Below are 15,567 nucleotides of genomic sequence, written 5' to 3' on the forward strand. Positions count from 1 at the left end.
CTCGCCAGCGGCCGCATGGCACCGCCACGCTCTCATGGGCGTGGCATACCCTTGACCGTCGTGCCCGCCCCGACCACTCGACTAGTCGCGATCATCGCCGGTCTCGTCGGATTTCTGCTCTGCGCGCTGACGCCGCTGATGCCCGTCAAGCAGGACACCGCGACCATCCTCTGGCCTCAGGCCGCCGGGCCCGGCGGCCTGGTCACCGACCTCACCGCGCCGCTGGTGTCGGGCGCACCCCGCGCCCTTGACGTGACGATCCCCTGCGTGACGACCGCCACGCTGCCGCGCGACGGCGGCGTCGTGTTCTCCACGATCCCGGCCGGCGGCATCGAGGCGGGCCGCAACGGCATGTTCATCCGCGCCAACGCCGACGTCGTCTACGTCGCGTTCCGCGACACCGTCGCCGCCGTGGCCCCGCGCGCTGCCGTGGACTCCGGCGCGTGCAGCAATATCCGCGTCTGGGCCAACGTCGGCGCTGTCGGCGCGGACTTCGTCGGCATCCCCGGCGCAACGGGCACGCTGCCCGTGGACAAGCGCCCCCAGGTCACGGGCGTCTTCACCGATTTGCAGGTCGGCCCGCAGTCCGGCGTGAGCGCGCGCATCGACGTCGACACTCGCTTCATCACCACACCCACGGCGCTCAAGACCGCCGTCATGGTGCTCGGCGTGCTCTGCGTCATCGCCTCGATCCTGGCGCTGATCCTGACCGACCGCGTGGCCGGCCGGCGGCCACCCCGTGGCCGACGCCGCGTCGGCCTGTGGACCTGGCTGGCCGACGTCGGCGTCATCGGCACCCTGCTCGCCTGGCATGTGGTCGGTGCGCTGTCATCGGATGACGGTTACAACCTGACCATCGCCCGGGTGTCCGGAGAGGCCGGCTACACCGCCAACTACTTCCGCTACTTCGGTGCGACCGAGGCCCCGTTCGACTGGTATCAGAGCGTGCTGGCCCACCTCGCGTCGATCAGCACCGCCAGCGTCTGGATGCGCGTGCCCGCCACCGCGGCCGCGATCGCGACATGGCTCATCATCAGCCGCTGCATCCTGCCCCGCATCGGCAGGCGTTTGGCGGCCAACCGGGTGACGGTGTGGACCGCGGGTGCGGTGTTCCTCGCCGCGTGGCTGCCGTTCAACAACGGTCTGCGCCCCGAACCGCTCATCGCGTTCGCCGTTGTCGCGGCGTGGATGCTGGTCGAGAACGCCGTGGGAACGCGGCGACTCTGGCCCGCCGCGGCGGCGATCGTCATCGCGATGTTCTCCGTGACACTCGCCCCGCAGGGCTTGATCGCGCTGGCACCGCTGCTGGTCGGTGCGCGGCCCATCGCCCGCATCGTGGCGGACCGCCGCGCGGCCAACGGCATCCTCGCGTCGCTGGCCCCGCTGGCGGCATCGGTGGCACTCGTGTTCGTCATCATCTTCCGCGACCAGACGCTGGCCACGGTCATGGAGTCGGTGCGCATCAAGTACGTCGTGGGACCGACGATCCCCTGGTACCAGGAGTTCCTGCGGTACTACTTCCTCACGGTCGAGGACAGCGTCGACGGCTCGCTGACCCGCCGGTTCTCGGTGCTGATCCTGCTGCTGTGCCTGCTCGGTGTGATCATGGTGCTGCTGCGCCGCGGCCGGGTGCCCGGCGCCGTCAGCGGACCGGTGTGGAGGCTGGCGGGCACGACTGCGATCGGGCTGCTGCTGCTGACGCTGACGCCAACCAAGTGGGCGGTGCAGTTCGGTGCCTTCGCCGGACTGGCGGGCGCGCTCGGCGGTGTGACGGCATTCGCGTTTGCCCGCGTGGGGCTGCACAGCCGCCGCAACCTCGCGCTGTACGTGACAGCGCTGCTGTTCGTCCTCGCGTGGGCGACGTCGGGTATCAACGGCTGGTTCTACGTCGGCAACTACGGCGTGCCGTGGTTCGACAAGCAGCCCGTCATCGTCGGCTACCCCGTCACCACGATCTTCCTGGTGCTGGCCATCGCCGGCGGCCTGCTCGCCGGCTGGTTGCACTTCCGGATGGACTACGCGGGCCATACCGAGGTCGCCGACACCGGGCGTAACCGCGCGCTGGCGTCGACGCCGTTGCTCATCGTCGCCTCGATCATGGTGGTGCTCGAGCTGGGCTCCATGCTCAAGGCGACGGCAAGCCGCTATCCCGTCTACACCACCGGTGCGGCGAACCTGGCGGCGCTGAGATCGGGACTGTCAGACGCCAGCTGCGCCATGGCCGACTCCGTGCTCGTCGAGGCCGACCCCAACGCCGGCATGCTGCAACCTGTCCCGGGTCAGCGCTTCGGGCAGTACGGCCCGCTCGGCGGTGAGGACCCCGTCGGCTTCACCCCGAATGGCGTCAGCGACACCCTGGAGCCTGCTGAACCCGTGGCCGCCAATCCCGGCACCGTCAACTCCGATGGGCCCATCGACAAACCCAACATCGGCGTCGGCTACGCGGCGGGCACGGGCGGCGGCTACGGACCCGAGGGCATCAACGGATCACGCGTGTTCCTGCCGTTCGGCCTCGACCCGAAGCGCACCCCGGTGATGGGCAGTTTCGACGAGAACACCGTCGCCGCGAAGGCCACGTCGGCGTGGTACCAGCTGCCACCGCGCACATCGGACCGGCCGCTCGTCACCGTCGCCGCCGCGGGCGCGATCTGGTACTACGAGGAGGACGGCTCCTTCAACTACGGCCAGTCACTCAAGCTCCAGTGGGGCGTACAGCGGCCGGACGGCTCGTACCAGGCACTCAACGAGGTGCAGCCGATCGATATCTTCCAGCAGAAGGCGTGGCGCAACCTGCGCTTCCCGCTGACCACCGCGCCGCCGGAGGCCAACGTCGCGCGCATCGTCGCCGACGACCCGAACCTGTCGACCGACCAGTGGTTCGCGTTCACGCCGCCGCGCATGCCGGTGCTGCAGACCGCGCAGCAGTTCCTCGGCAGCCAGACTCCGGTGCTGATGGACATCGCCACAGCGGCCAACTTCCCGTGCCAGCGCCCGTTCGCCGAGCACCTCGGGGTGGCCGAACTTCCGGAGTACCGGATCATCCCGAACTTCAAGCAGATGGTGGCGTCGTCCAACCAGTGGCAGTCCGCCCAGGACGGTGGACCGTTCCTGTTCATCCAGGCACTGCTGCGGACTGAGGCGATCCCAACGTATCTGCGCGACGACTGGTACCGGGATTGGGGTGCCATCGAGCGCTACGTCCGGGTGGTACCGCAGGAACAGGCGCCCAACGCCGCCATCGAGGAGGGATCGACACGAGTGTTCGGCTGGAGCCGTGGCGGACCGATTAGGGCACTCCCGTGAGCGGGGCTGACCGCACAGCGGTGAGCGGTACCGACCGGACTCCCGCGAGCGGGACTGACCGCACTGCGATGAGCGACGTGAAGGTGGCGCGCTGGGTCGCCACGATCGCCGGCTTGCTTGGCTTCGTGCTCGCGGTCGCCACCCCGCTGCTACCCGTCATCCAGACCACGGCGACGTTGAACTGGCCGCAGCAGGGTCAGCTCAGCAATGTCACCGCGCCGTTGATCACACAGGCGCCCGTGAGCCTGACCGCGACGGTGCCGTGCGCCGTGATCGGCGACATGCCCGCCGACGGCGGTCTGGTCTTCGGCACCGCGCCTGCCAAGGGACGCGACGCGGCACTCAACGCCATGCTGGTCACGGTCACGAAGTCGCGTGTCGACGTGATCGTCCGCAACGTCGTGGTCGCCAGCGTGAATCGCGATCGGGTGGCCGGAACCGGCTCGGCCCCCGGTTGTTCGAGTATCGACATCACCTCGAACATCGACGGAACCTTCGCCGACTTCGTGGGCCTGACCAAGGCGGACGGCTCACCGCAACGCACCGGCTACGCCGACCCCAACCTGCGGCCCGCCATCGTCGGCGTCTTCACCGACCTCACCGGGCCTGCGCCACAGGGACTCTCGATGTCGGCGACAATCGACACGCGGTTCACCACCCAGCCGACGCCGCTGAAGCTCGCGGCGATCCTGCTGTCGATCGTCTCGACCGTCATCGCGCTGCTCGCGCTGTGGCGACTGGACCGAGTCGACGGGCGGCGGATGCACCGCCTCATCCCGACACGCTGGCGCACCTTCACACCTGTCGACGGTGTGGTGATCGGCGGGTTCGCGCTCTGGTACGTCATCGGCGCCAACTCATCCGACGACGGGTACATCCTGCAGATGGCCCGGGTGGCCGACCATGCGGGCTACATGTCGAACTACTTCCGCTGGTTCGGCAGCCCCGAGGACCCCTTCGGCTGGTACTACAACGTGCTCGCCCTCATGACCAAGGTCAGCGATGCCAGCATCTGGATCCGGCTACCCGACCTGATCTGCGCGCTCGTCTGCTGGCTGCTGCTGTCACGCGAGGTGCTACCCCGACTGGGACCCGCCGTGTGGTCGAGCCGCAGCGCCATGTGGGCAGCCGGCCTGGTGCTACTGGCCGCGTGGATGCCGTTCAACAACGGCCTGCGCCCCGAGGGCCAGATCGCCACCGGCGCCCTCATCACGTACGTGCTGATCGAACGCGCCATCACGTCGGGCCGGCTGACCCCGGCCGCCCTGGCGATCATGACGGCCGCGTTCACGCTCGGCATCCAGCCCACGGGCCTGATCGCGGTGGCCGCACTGCTGGCCGGCGGCAGGCCCATCCTGCGCATCATCATGCGCCGCCGACGCGTCGTCGGGACCTGGCCAGTGATCGCACCGCTGCTGGCGGCGGGCACGGTGATCCTCTGCGTGGTGTTCGCCGACCAGACCCTGGCAACGGTGTTGGAGGCCACCCGGATTCGCACGGCGATCGGCCCCAGCCAGGAGTGGTGGACCGAGAACCTGCGCTACTACTACCTGATCCTGCCGACCACCGACGGCGCGATATCGCGGCGGGTGGCATTCGTCTTCACCGCGATGTGCCTGTTCCCGTCGCTGTTCATGATGTTGCGGCGCAAGCGGATTCCAGGCGTTGCACGCGGCCCGGTCTGGCGGCTGATGGGCATCATCTTCGCCACCATGTTCTTCCTGATGTTCACGCCCACCAAGTGGATTCACCACTTCGGACTGTTCGCCGCCGTGGGCGGTGCGATGGCAGCCGTCGCCACCGTGCTGGTGTCGCCGCTGGTTCTGCGGTCGGCCCGCAACCGGATGGCATTCCTGTCGCTGGCGTTCTTCGTGCTGGCCTTCTGCTTCGCCTCCACGAACGGGTGGTGGTACGTCTCCAACTTCGGTGCGCCGTTCAACAACTCAGTGCCCCAGTTCGCCGGCATCTCGGTAAGCGCGGTGTTCTTCGCGCTGTCGATCATCACGGCGCTGTGGGCGTTCTGGTTGCACGTCTCGCGCCGGGGTGACTCGAAGGTGGTCGACCGGCTCACGGCGGCGCCGATTCCCCTGGCCGCCGGATTGATGGTCGTGGTGATGATGGCGTCGATGGCGATCGGCGTCGTCCGCCAGTACCCGACCTATTCGAACGGGTGGGCCAACGTCCGCGCACTCGCCGGTGGCTGCGGCCTGGCCGACGATGTGCTGGTGGAACCCGACTCCAACGCCGGTTTCCTGACGGCCCTGCCCGGCAACTATGGTCCGCTCGGTCCGCTCGGCGGAGAGGCCCCGACAGGGTTCTCCCCCAACGGCGTTCCCGACCGCATCATCGCCGAGGCAATCCGGCTGAACAACCCGCAGCCCGGCACCGACGTCGACTGGACCCAGCCCATCAAGCTGGCCCGGCCGGGCATCAACGGTTCGACCGTGCCACTGCCCTATGGTCTCGACCCCGCGCGTGTCCCGGTGGCCGGAACGTATTCGACTGCGGCACAACAGGAGAGCAAGCTGGCCTCGGCGTGGTACGACCTACCCGCCGCCGACGACGCGCACCCGCTCGTGGTGATCACCGCGGCGGGCACGATCTCGGGCATCAGCGTCGCCAATGGTCTCGACTCGGAGCAGACCGTCGAACTCGAGTACGCCCGGCGCGGTCCCGACGGGGCGCTCACCCCGGCGGGCCGGGTGAAGCCCTACGACGTGGGCCCGACGCCGTCGTGGCGCAATCTGCGCTACCCGCGTGCGGAGATCCCGGCCGACGCGGTGGCCGTGCGGGTCATCGCCGAAGATCTGTCGCTGAGCCAGGGCGACTGGGTCGCAGTCACGCCACCACGCGTGCCCGAGGTGCGCTCGGTGCAGGAGTACGTCGGATCGCAGCAACCCGTGCTGATGGACTGGGCAGTCGGCCTGGCCTTCCCGTGCCAGCAGCCGATGCTGCACGCCAATGGCGTCACCGAGGTGCCCAAGTTCCGCATCGCACCGGACTACAACGCCAAGCTGCAGAGCACCGACACGTGGCAGGACGGCAAGAACGGTGGCCTGCTGGGCATCACGGACCTGCTGCTGAAGGCATCGGTGATGTCGACGTATCTGTCGGAGGACTGGGGTCAGGACTGGGGCTCGCTGCACCGGTTCGACACCGTCGTGGACGCCGAACCCGCCGAACTCGACCTCGACTCAGCGACGCGCAGCGGGCTGTGGTCACCCGGGCAGATCCGGATCAAGGCCTAGGCTCGAGCGCATGAGCGGCGAGCGAGAAGCGGAGCGGGATCGCGCATGAGCGGCGAGCGAGAAGCGGAGCGGGATCGCGCATGAGCCAGAGCACCCGGCTCGGACGGGCCACCCTGACACGCGTGGTGGAACACGGATTCATGGTGCCCTCGACCATGTTCGCCCAGACCCCGCCCGAGGCCTGGGCCGATAACGCGGACCTTCTGGTGCCGACCTTCTACGACCCCGAGGCCGATCGCTGGCGGGTGTCAATACAGACATGGGTCCTCGAGGTCGACGGTCTGACGGTGCTGGTGGACACCGGCGTCGGCAACGACCGTGAGCGCCCGCACATCCCGGGGCTCGCCAACCTCGACACGAGCTTCCTGGCCTCGCTCGCGGCAGCCGGTTTCGAGCCCGCCGACGTCGACATCGTCATCAACACGCATCTGCACACCGACCACGTCGGCTGGAACACCAACCGGGTGAACGGGTCATGGGTGCCGACATTCCCCAACGCGCGCTATCTGGTGCCCGAAGCGGACTACCGGCACTTCTCCCCCGATGGCCTCGGTGACGACGAGGGTGCGCGGGTCGTGTTCTCCGACAGCGTGTTACCGATCGCCGATCAGATGGAGCTGTGGTCGCAGGACCTCGTGCTCAGTGAGTCGCTGCGACTGCGTGCAGCGCCAGGACACACACCCGGATCATCGGTGCTGTGGCTCGACGCGGGTAAGCCCGCCGTCTTCGTGGGCGACCTCACGCACTGCCCTGTCCAGATTCCGCGGCCCGACGATCCGTGCGGGTTCGACGTCGACGCACGTGCGGCGGCGGCGACACGCCACCGGGTGTTCACCGAGGCGGCGCGCGCCCGCGCGACCGTCATCCCGGCGCACTACCCCGGTCATGGTGGCGCGACGATCGTGGCGCGCGGCGACCGGTTCGAGGTCGATGACTGGCTGGAGATTGACGCGATCTAGGCGGCTGCGTCAGTGCGGTGTGCCGAGATACGGGAACTCCGCCAGCGTGTCGGTGTGCGGCCTCAGCCCGGTCGGCGGGCAGTCGCCCTTCGTCAGAAACGCCAGCCGATAGTCGATCACGTCATCGGTGAACACCCGACCGTTCGGGTACTTGGCGGGCCTGCTCGGGTCGAAGGTGAGCATGTCGGGCAAGGTGCCCTCCTCGTCGATGGCGGCGATGGCCTCATCCCTTGAGTAACCACCGGTGTGGCCCATCAGGTGGACGAACATGTCGATCCACTGTTCGCGGTCATCGGCCGGCTCGGACGCGTTGTACCGCTCCTTGGTGTCGTCGGTGTTGAAGAAGCTGCTCACTGACGGGTGCCCGGCCCGGTCGACGTGCAGCAGTTCACCGTCGCGGCGCACACTGCAGCGGCCCCAGATCCGCATGTCGGTGTGCACGCCGAGCGCGCTGGTCGGCAGCTCGAGCACCATCGAGAACACATTGGCCTCGGTGTTGGAATCCACACCCGTCCAAGGGGATTCGGAACCCAGGTGAGGTGCGGTGAAGTTGCGGCCACCGGATGTGTCGAACAGGTTCTTGATGCCGTCGAAGTCGAAGAAGAACGCGTCGCTGCGAGCACCTGCGAAGAATGTGATGCCCTCCGATGTGACGACGTTCGGTGTCTTGCCGAAGGACACCTCGACACCCTCGAAGATCCTGGCCCCCACGGCTTCGGGGTTCAGCGCCTCGTCGTCACGCGCCAGATGGACGTCAACGGTCTGACGTCCATCAGCCGGCTCGGAGAAGACGAAGCTGAACGCGATGTCATTGAGCAGATCGCCGTCGTTATCGATGGCGAGCCGGTAGATCGCGTCGGGGTGCAGCGCGTCAGCCGTGGGGTTGGCGTTGAGAATCAGCACCGTCCGGCTGGGATCAGCCGGAGACTGGAAAGCGTAGAGATCGCACAGATCAAGGCGTTGGTCGCCAAGTGGTGGCCCGAGGCTCAGCCCGGTGAAGTGATTTGACACAAGGGCCAATTGAACGCGCGTCAGGCCCCCCGCGTGGCACGTTCACCCGAACCGGGCCCTAGATCGGGGTCAAGCCATGCTTACGCTGCACGCGCGAGATCTGCTTGTCGGCCAGCAGTCGTATCGCACTGCGCAGCAGCAGGCGGGTCTGGTGCGGTTCGATGACCCCGTCGATGTAGCCGCGTTCGGCGGCGATCCACGGCGTCGCCAAGTTGGCGTTGTAACCCTCGATGAAGTCGGCGCGGATCTTCTGCACCTCGGGTGCCGTCGGATCCGGGAACCGCTTGACCAGCAACTGGGCGGCGCCCTCGGCACCGATCACCGCGATGCGCGCGGTGGGCCATGCGAAGTTCAGATCGGCGGTCAGCTGCTTGGAGCCCATCACCGCGTAGGCACCGCCGTAGGACTTGCGCACGGTGATGGTGACCTTCGGTACATCGGCCTCGACGACGGCGTTGAGGAAGCGGCCACCACGCTTGATGATGCCGCCCTTCTCCTGCTCCACGCCCGGCATGAACCCGGGGGTGTCGACCACGAACACCAGCGGCGTGTTGAACGAGTCGCAGAACCGGATGAAGCGGGCGGCCTTGTCAGAAGCCTCGTTGTCGATGGCACCCGACATGTACATGGGCTGGTTGGCGATAACACCCACCGGTCGGCCCCCCACCCGGGCGAAGGCGGTGATGATCGCCGGGCCCGCCTGCTCGGCGACCTCGAAGACGTCACCGTCGTCGAAGATGCGCAGCAGGATCTCGTGCATGTCGTATGCCGTGTTGTCGGCGTCGGGCACGATCGCGTCGAGTTCCAGGTCGTGCGGAGTGATCTCCGGTTCGAGACCTGGGTTGACGATGGGCGGGCCGTCAAAGGTGTTGGCGGGCAGGAAACTCAGGTAGTCGCGCACGTACTGGAACGCCGCGGCCTCCGACTCCACCACCTGATGGATGTTGCCGTACCTGGCCTGCGCATCGGCACCGCCGAGTTCATCGAGCGACACCTCCTCACCGGTGACGTCCTTGATGACGTCAGGACCCGTGACGAACATGTAGCCCTGATCCCGGACGGCGACCACCAGGTCGGTCTGGATCGGCGAGTACACCGCACCACCGGCGCACTTGCCGAAGATGAGCGAGATCTCGGGAACCAGTCCGCGGAGCAGTTCGTGGCGTCGGCCCAACTCGGCGTACCAGGCCAGCGATGTCGCGGTGTCCTGGATGCGCGCGCCCGCGGAGTCGTTGATGCCGATGATCGGGCAGCCGACCATGGCGACCCACTCCATCAGCTTGGCGACCTTGCGGCCGAACATCTCCCCGACCGAGCCCTGGAAGACGGTCTGGTCGTGGCTGAACACACCCACCGGGCGGCCGTCGATCATGCCGTGGCCGGTGACGACGCCGTCACCGTAGAACGCGTTGGGATCACCCGGCGTCTTGGCCAGCGCGCCGATCTCGAGGAAGGTGCCCGGATCCAGCAGCGAGTGGATGCGCGCCCGCGCCGACGGGATACCTCTCTTGTCGCGCTTCGCCCTGGCCTTCTCGTCGCCGGGATCCTTGGCGAGTTCCAGCCTCGCCCGCAGGTCGGCTAGCTTCTCGGCCGTGGTGTGCGGCTTGGCGGGGGTGGGGGCGTCCGCTGTCACTTGGGCTTCTTCTCCTCAGCCTCAACCTGGTTGATCGCCTCGCTCATGTGCGCGCCGACCTTCGCAATGTACGGCTCATCGATCGCCTGGATGTGTTCGCCCCCGATGGGCACGACCTCCAGATTCGACGCGAACTCCCCCCACCCGCCGTCGGGCTGACGGGTGGCGTAAGAGGGCTCGAAGACGATGGCGTCATCGTGGTAGCGATCGGCCATGTAGAGCGTGACATGTCCGTCGTAGGGCTGGATCTCGATGGTGTCCAGCGCCCGGTTATCCAGGTACGAGGTGCGCTGGTGCTCGATGATCCCGCCGGGGATCTGCACGCCGCTCTGCGCGACGATGTCCAGGACGTACTTCACCTGGCCCTCGTCGTCGAGCTTCTCCAGTTCCTCGTAGGGAATCTCAGGGACCTCGACGTTGAAGGTGCGCTCGGCGAAACGCGCGTAACGATCCCAGCGCGCACGCATCCCGGCCTGGGACTTGTCGATCGGCACGCCCGGGCGCACGCAGTCGATCAGGCCGACGAAGCGGACATCGGCACCGGCCTGCTTGAGTCCGATGGCGCACGCGTAGGCCAGCGCACCGCCCAGCGACCAGCCCGCCAGCACGAACGGGCCCTTGTGCATCTCCAGCAGTTTGGGCACGTACTCGGCGGCCCGCTCCTCGATGGAGCCCTCAACCCGCTCGATGCCGAACACCGGGATGTCGGCGGGCAACCGCTTGATCAGCGGCTCGTAGACCACCGTGGATCCACCTGCCGGGTGGAACACGAACAGCGGCACGCCATTCGAGCCCTCCGATGCGGCGCGCAGGGTGCGGACGAAGCCGTCCACCACGCCGTCCTCGAGCTGGTTTCGGACGTGGGTGGCCAGTTCCTCGATGGTCTTGGCCGATGTCACGTTCTCGACAGTGATAACGCCCTCTGCGCGCTCGGACAGCCGGTCTGCCATCTTCTCCGCAACAGCGGCGTCCAGCGACGGCAACTCGTTGAAGATGCCGCCGGGTGACTTGCCGGTCACGATCGCCCAGGTGGCGAACGTGACGCGCTCGGCCGCGTCACGCGGAGGAACGTCGGCGCCGAGCGCCTCAGTGACGGCCTCCTGGGTGAGCACCGCAGCTGCCGCACCGGCGGCACTGGGACCCGCCGGGTTCGTCGGCGGGGGCGGTGGCGGGACCGCGGGGCCCGCCGGATTGGTCGGCGGGGCCGGGATGTCGGCCGGCGCGGCCGCATCCTTCTCCTGCGCGTCCTTCTCCTGCGTGTCCTTCTTCTCCCCGAGGGAGTGTCCGGCCTCGGCCAGCTTCGCCTCGAGTTCGGCCACGGTGGTGGCGCCACCCAGCAGCTCGGCCTGGGCCGCGGCGATCTCCTCGGCCGTCTGACCCTTCTGCTGCTCGGCGAGCTCGCCGACCTCATCGCGATGCTCGATCGCGTACTGGATCAGCTTCTCGACGGCGTACAGGTTGGCGTCGCGCACCGCGGTCAGCTGAATCGGCGGAAGGTCGAAGTCGTACTCGACGCGGTTCTTGATCCGCACCGCCATCAGCGAGTCCAGACCCAGCTCGATCAGCGGCACCTCCCACGGCAGATCCTCGGGCTCGTAGCCCATGGCGCTGCCGACGATGGTGCCAAGCCGCTGCGCGATGGTCTCGCCGGAGTCAGGAGACCACTTGGCGAAGCCCGAACCGAGGTTCGCCCCCTTGGTCAGGTTGTCACTCAGGATCGCTGCGTCATCTGAAGGCGCGTCATCCGGCGTCACGTCGGGCACGCCCTGGGCGGCCACGGCGTCGGTGGCGACCGCGATGCCCGCGCCGACTGCGGTCGGCAATGTGGTGGCCGCGCCGCCACGCGAGACGATCGCGTCGTAGACGAGGGTGAACGAATCGCCGATGCGGGCGTGCACCTGCACCGTCGCACCGCCGGGGTGCCGGGTCAGCGACGTCACGAGACGCGCGTCGTCGGACGGCACCGCGCGCTGCTCGAACGCCGTCAGCTTCGCATCCGGGATCACCTGCACCGCAGCGGCTCTGACGAGCGAGGCGAGGTCGGTGGCGTCGCGCGGGGCGAACTCCCACACGTGCCGACCGTCGGGCATCGCCACGTGGGCACCCGGCATGATCGCGCTGCCGTCGCCGGCGAACCGCACGTCCAGCCAGTGCGGCTTGCGCTTGAACCGGGTCGGGGGGATACCCGCGAAGTCCAGCGCGCCGGCCAGGCCACGGGAGCGGCGCGGGAACAGGGTGCGGAAATCGAGGTCGTGGCCGTGCACGAACAGGCTCGCCATGGCCGTGGTCATCGAGTCGACCTCGTCCTGCTTGCGCGCCAAGGTGGCAATCAGCTGCGCGTCATGAAGCCCAGCGCTGGCCGTGGTCAGGCCAACCTGCATGAGCGCCACCGGATTCGGGGCCAACTCCAGGAACGTGGTGTGCCCGTTGTCGACGGCGTTGCGGATGCCGTGCGTGAAGTACACGCTGTGCCGCAGGCCCTTCTTCCAGTAGTCGACGTCGTGGATCGGCTCGGCGCCGGCCCGAATCAGGCCGCCCTCATGCACCGTCGAGTAGTACGCGACCTGCAGCGGACGTGGTTCGATGCCCTGGATCTCGGCGGCCAGTTCGCCGAGCAGCGGATCCATCTGCTGGGTGTGGCTGGCGCCCTTGGTCTGGAACTTGCGGGCGAACTTGCCCTCCGACTCGGCGCGCGCGATGATCGCGTCGACCTGCTCGGGCGGGCCACCGATGACCGTCTGGGTCGGCGCCGCGTACACGCACACCTCGAGATCGGGGTAGTCCGAGAAGACCGTCTTGATCTCCTCGGCGGAGTACTCGACGAGCGCCATCAGGCGGATGTACTCACCGAACAGCATCGCCTCACCCTCACCCATGAGGTGGGCGCGCGAGCAGATGGTGCGCGTGGCGTCCTCGAGCGACAGACCGCCCGCGAAGTAGGCCGCGGCCGCCTCACCCAGCGACTGACCCACCAGCGCACCGGGTTTCGCGCCGTGCGCCTTGAGCACCTCACCGAGTGCGACCTGGATCGCGAAGATCACGGTCTGCGTGGTCTCGATGCCGTAGTCCTGGGAGTCGTCGAGGATCAGCTCCACGACGGAGTAGTCGCGCTCGTCCTGCACGTAGGCATCGACCTTGTTGATCCACTCGGCGAAGATCTCGTCGCGCAGGTAGAGGCTCTTGCCCATCTTGCGGTGCTGCGCACCAAAACCGGCGAGCACCCACACCGGACCGTTGGTCACCGGACCGTCGGCGGCCAGCACCAGGGGGCTCTGCTTACCCTCGGCGAGCGCCCGCAGACCCTTGATCGCCTCGTCGTGGTCATGCGCGAGCACCACGGCGCGCGACCGGCCGTGGTTGCGCCGCGACAGTGCGCGCCCGATCGACTCCAGCGACGACTCCCGACCCTCCGGGCTCTCGATCCAGTCGGCCAGCTCAGCCGCGGCGGCGCGCTTGCGTGAGGTCAGGAAACCCGACACCGCAAGGGGCACCAGCGGTTTCGCCGGGCCCTCGGCGGCTGCCGCGGACTCCTCGGCCGCAAGCTCCTCGCGGGCCACCTCGAGCAGGCGCAGTGCCTCATCGGTCAGGCCGGGAAGCTCGGGCTCCTCGGAACCCTGGGCGGACGTGCCGTACTCATCGGCGTCATCGTCGTCATCGTTGTCGATGAACTCGCCGTACTCGTCCATGCGGACGCCGCCGACGAAAACCGCTCCGGCGTCACCGGCATCCTTCTTGCCTTCCACCGCTTCGGTTTCCGGCTCGGGCTCGATGAGGTCGGCCGGCAGCACCTCACGAAGCACCAGGTGTGCGTTGGCACCGCCGAAGCCGAAGCCCGAGACGCCCGCGATGGCGTGCCCGCTGTAGCGCGGCCAATCCGAGACGGTGTCGTTGACCTTGAGGTGTTCCCGGTCGAAGTCGATGTAGGGGTTCGGGCCCGCGTAGTTGATCGACGGCGGCAGCTTGTCGTTCTTGAGTGACAGCACCACCTTCGCGAGGCTCGCCGCACCGGCGGCCGACTCGAGGTGCCCCAGATTGGACTTCACCGCACCGAGCAGGGCGGGCTTGTCCGCGGCACGGCCCCGGCCGACGACTCGGCCGAGCGCGTCGGCCTCGATCGGGTCACCGAGGATGGTGCCGGTGCCGTGCGCCTCGACGTAGTCGACGGTGCGCGGGTCGATGCCGGCGTCCTTGTAGGCCTTGCGAAGTACCTGCTCCTGCGCGTCGGGATTCGGCGCGAGCATGCCGTTCGAACGGCCGTCGTGATTGACCGCGCTGCCCGCGATCACGGCGAGGATCTCGTCACCGTCGCGACGCGCGTCGGCGACGCGCTTGAGCACCAGCATGCCGCCACCCTCGGAACGGGCGTAGCCGTCGGCGTCAGCGGAGAAGGACTTGATCCGACCGTCGGGTGCGAGCACGCCGCCGACCTCGTCGAAGCCGATGGTGACCAGCGGGGTGATCAACGCGTTGACACCGCCGGCGACCACGACGTCGACATCACCTGCGCGCAGTGCCTTGACACCCTCGTGCACGGCGACCAGCGACGACGAGCACGCGGTGTCGATGGCCATTGATGGGCCGCGGAAGTCGTAGAAGTAGGACACCCGGTTCGCGATGATCGAACTCGTGGTGCCGGTGATGGCATACGGATGCGCCGTCGAGGGATCGGACACCGACAGGAAGCTGTAGTCGTTATTCGATGCACCGACGTAGACGCCGACGCTCTCACCACGCAGGCTCGATGCCGGAATCCTGGCGTGCTCCAACGCTTCCCAGGTCAGCTCGAGAGCCATCCGCTGCTGCGGATCGATATTGTCGGCTTCCATCTTCGACAGTGCGAAGAACTCGGAGTCGAAGCCCTTGATATCGGTCAGGTAGCCGCCGCGGGTGCGGGCCTTGGCGACCCGCTCCGCGATCCGGGGCTCGCCGAGGAACTCCTCCCAGCGACCCTCGGGCAGATCGGTGATGGCGTCGCGGCCCTCGATCAGGCCCTGCCACAGTGTTTCTGGGGTGTTGAGGTCACCCGGAAGGCGGGTGCCGATCCCGACGATGGCGATATCGTCGACGTCAGCCGCGCGGGACCAGTCCTCGCCGTCGAGTGCGGCCTGGTCAACCTCGGGCTCGCCCTCGATGATCACCGTCGCCAGCGACTCGATGGTCGGGTTCCGGAACACCACGGTGGCCGTCAGCATGACCCCGGTGAGGTCCTCGATATCGCTGGCCATGGCGACCGCGTCACGCGAGGACAGGCCGAGTTCGACCATCGGAGCCGACTCGTCGATACCGTCCGGGGACTGGCCGGTGGCGTTGCCGATCCAGTTGCGCAGCCATTCGCGCAGCTCGGGGATCGTCATGTCGGTGCGGGCCACCGCGCTCCCGGCCGCCGCGTTCTCGGCCACCGGGTTCTCGGCTG

The 15,567-nt window shown here is 68.0% G+C and carries 6 protein-coding genes; 3 read left to right on the forward strand and 3 right to left on the reverse strand.

The genetic code is table 11. From position 1 onward, the window contains the following. The first annotated feature begins 60 nt into the window (after nt 1-60). The 3 genes from ABIA65_RS04685 (at nt 61) to ABIA65_RS04695 (ending at nt 7,510) form a co-directional block, all read left to right on the forward strand. Complete coding sequence (locus tag ABIA65_RS04685) at nt 61-3,303, forward strand: arabinosyltransferase domain-containing protein (RefSeq protein ID WP_354522794.1); 3,243 nt, start codon at nt 61-63, stop codon at nt 3,301-3,303. A gap of 68 nt (nt 3,304-3,371) precedes the next feature. Continuing rightward, nucleotides 3,372-6,551 carry an arabinosyltransferase domain-containing protein gene (locus tag ABIA65_RS04690; protein ID WP_354522795.1) on the forward strand — a complete coding sequence of 1,060 codons (3,180 nt, stop codon included), beginning with the start codon at nt 3,372-3,374 and terminating at the stop codon, nt 6,549-6,551. A gap of 80 nt (nt 6,552-6,631) precedes the next feature. Beyond that, entirely contained in the window at nt 6,632-7,510 is an 879-nt protein-coding gene (locus tag ABIA65_RS04695) for an MBL fold metallo-hydrolase (protein WP_354522796.1), read from the forward strand. 9 nt (nt 7,511-7,519) lie between these two features. On the opposite strand, the gene ABIA65_RS04700 is transcribed toward ABIA65_RS04695, so the two are convergent. From ABIA65_RS04700 to pks13, 3 genes are read right to left on the reverse strand one after another with little or no spacing between them, the layout of a single operon-like run. Continuing rightward, nucleotides 7,520-8,521, reverse strand: coding sequence for a DUF4331 family protein (locus tag ABIA65_RS04700; protein ID WP_354522797.1), 1,002 nt, complete (start codon nt 8,519-8,521; stop codon nt 7,520-7,522). Nucleotides 8,522-8,579: 58 nt separating this feature from the next. Continuing rightward, nucleotides 8,580-10,154, reverse strand: a complete 1,575-nt coding sequence (locus ABIA65_RS04705; protein WP_241402537.1) for an acyl-CoA carboxylase subunit beta — start codon at nt 10,152-10,154, stop codon at nt 8,580-8,582. Next, nucleotides 10,151-15,508 carry a polyketide synthase Pks13 gene (gene pks13 / locus ABIA65_RS04710; RefSeq protein ID WP_354523086.1) on the reverse strand — a complete coding sequence of 1,786 codons (5,358 nt, stop codon included), beginning with the start codon at nt 15,506-15,508 and terminating at the stop codon, nt 10,151-10,153. The genes ABIA65_RS04705 and pks13 overlap by 4 nt, the downstream gene beginning before the upstream one ends. Nucleotides 15,509-15,567: the final 59 nt, after the last annotated feature.

This window comes from Mycolicibacterium sp. 624, from assembly GCF_040548615.1.
Taxonomy (GTDB): domain Bacteria; phylum Actinomycetota; class Actinomycetes; order Mycobacteriales; family Mycobacteriaceae; genus Mycobacterium.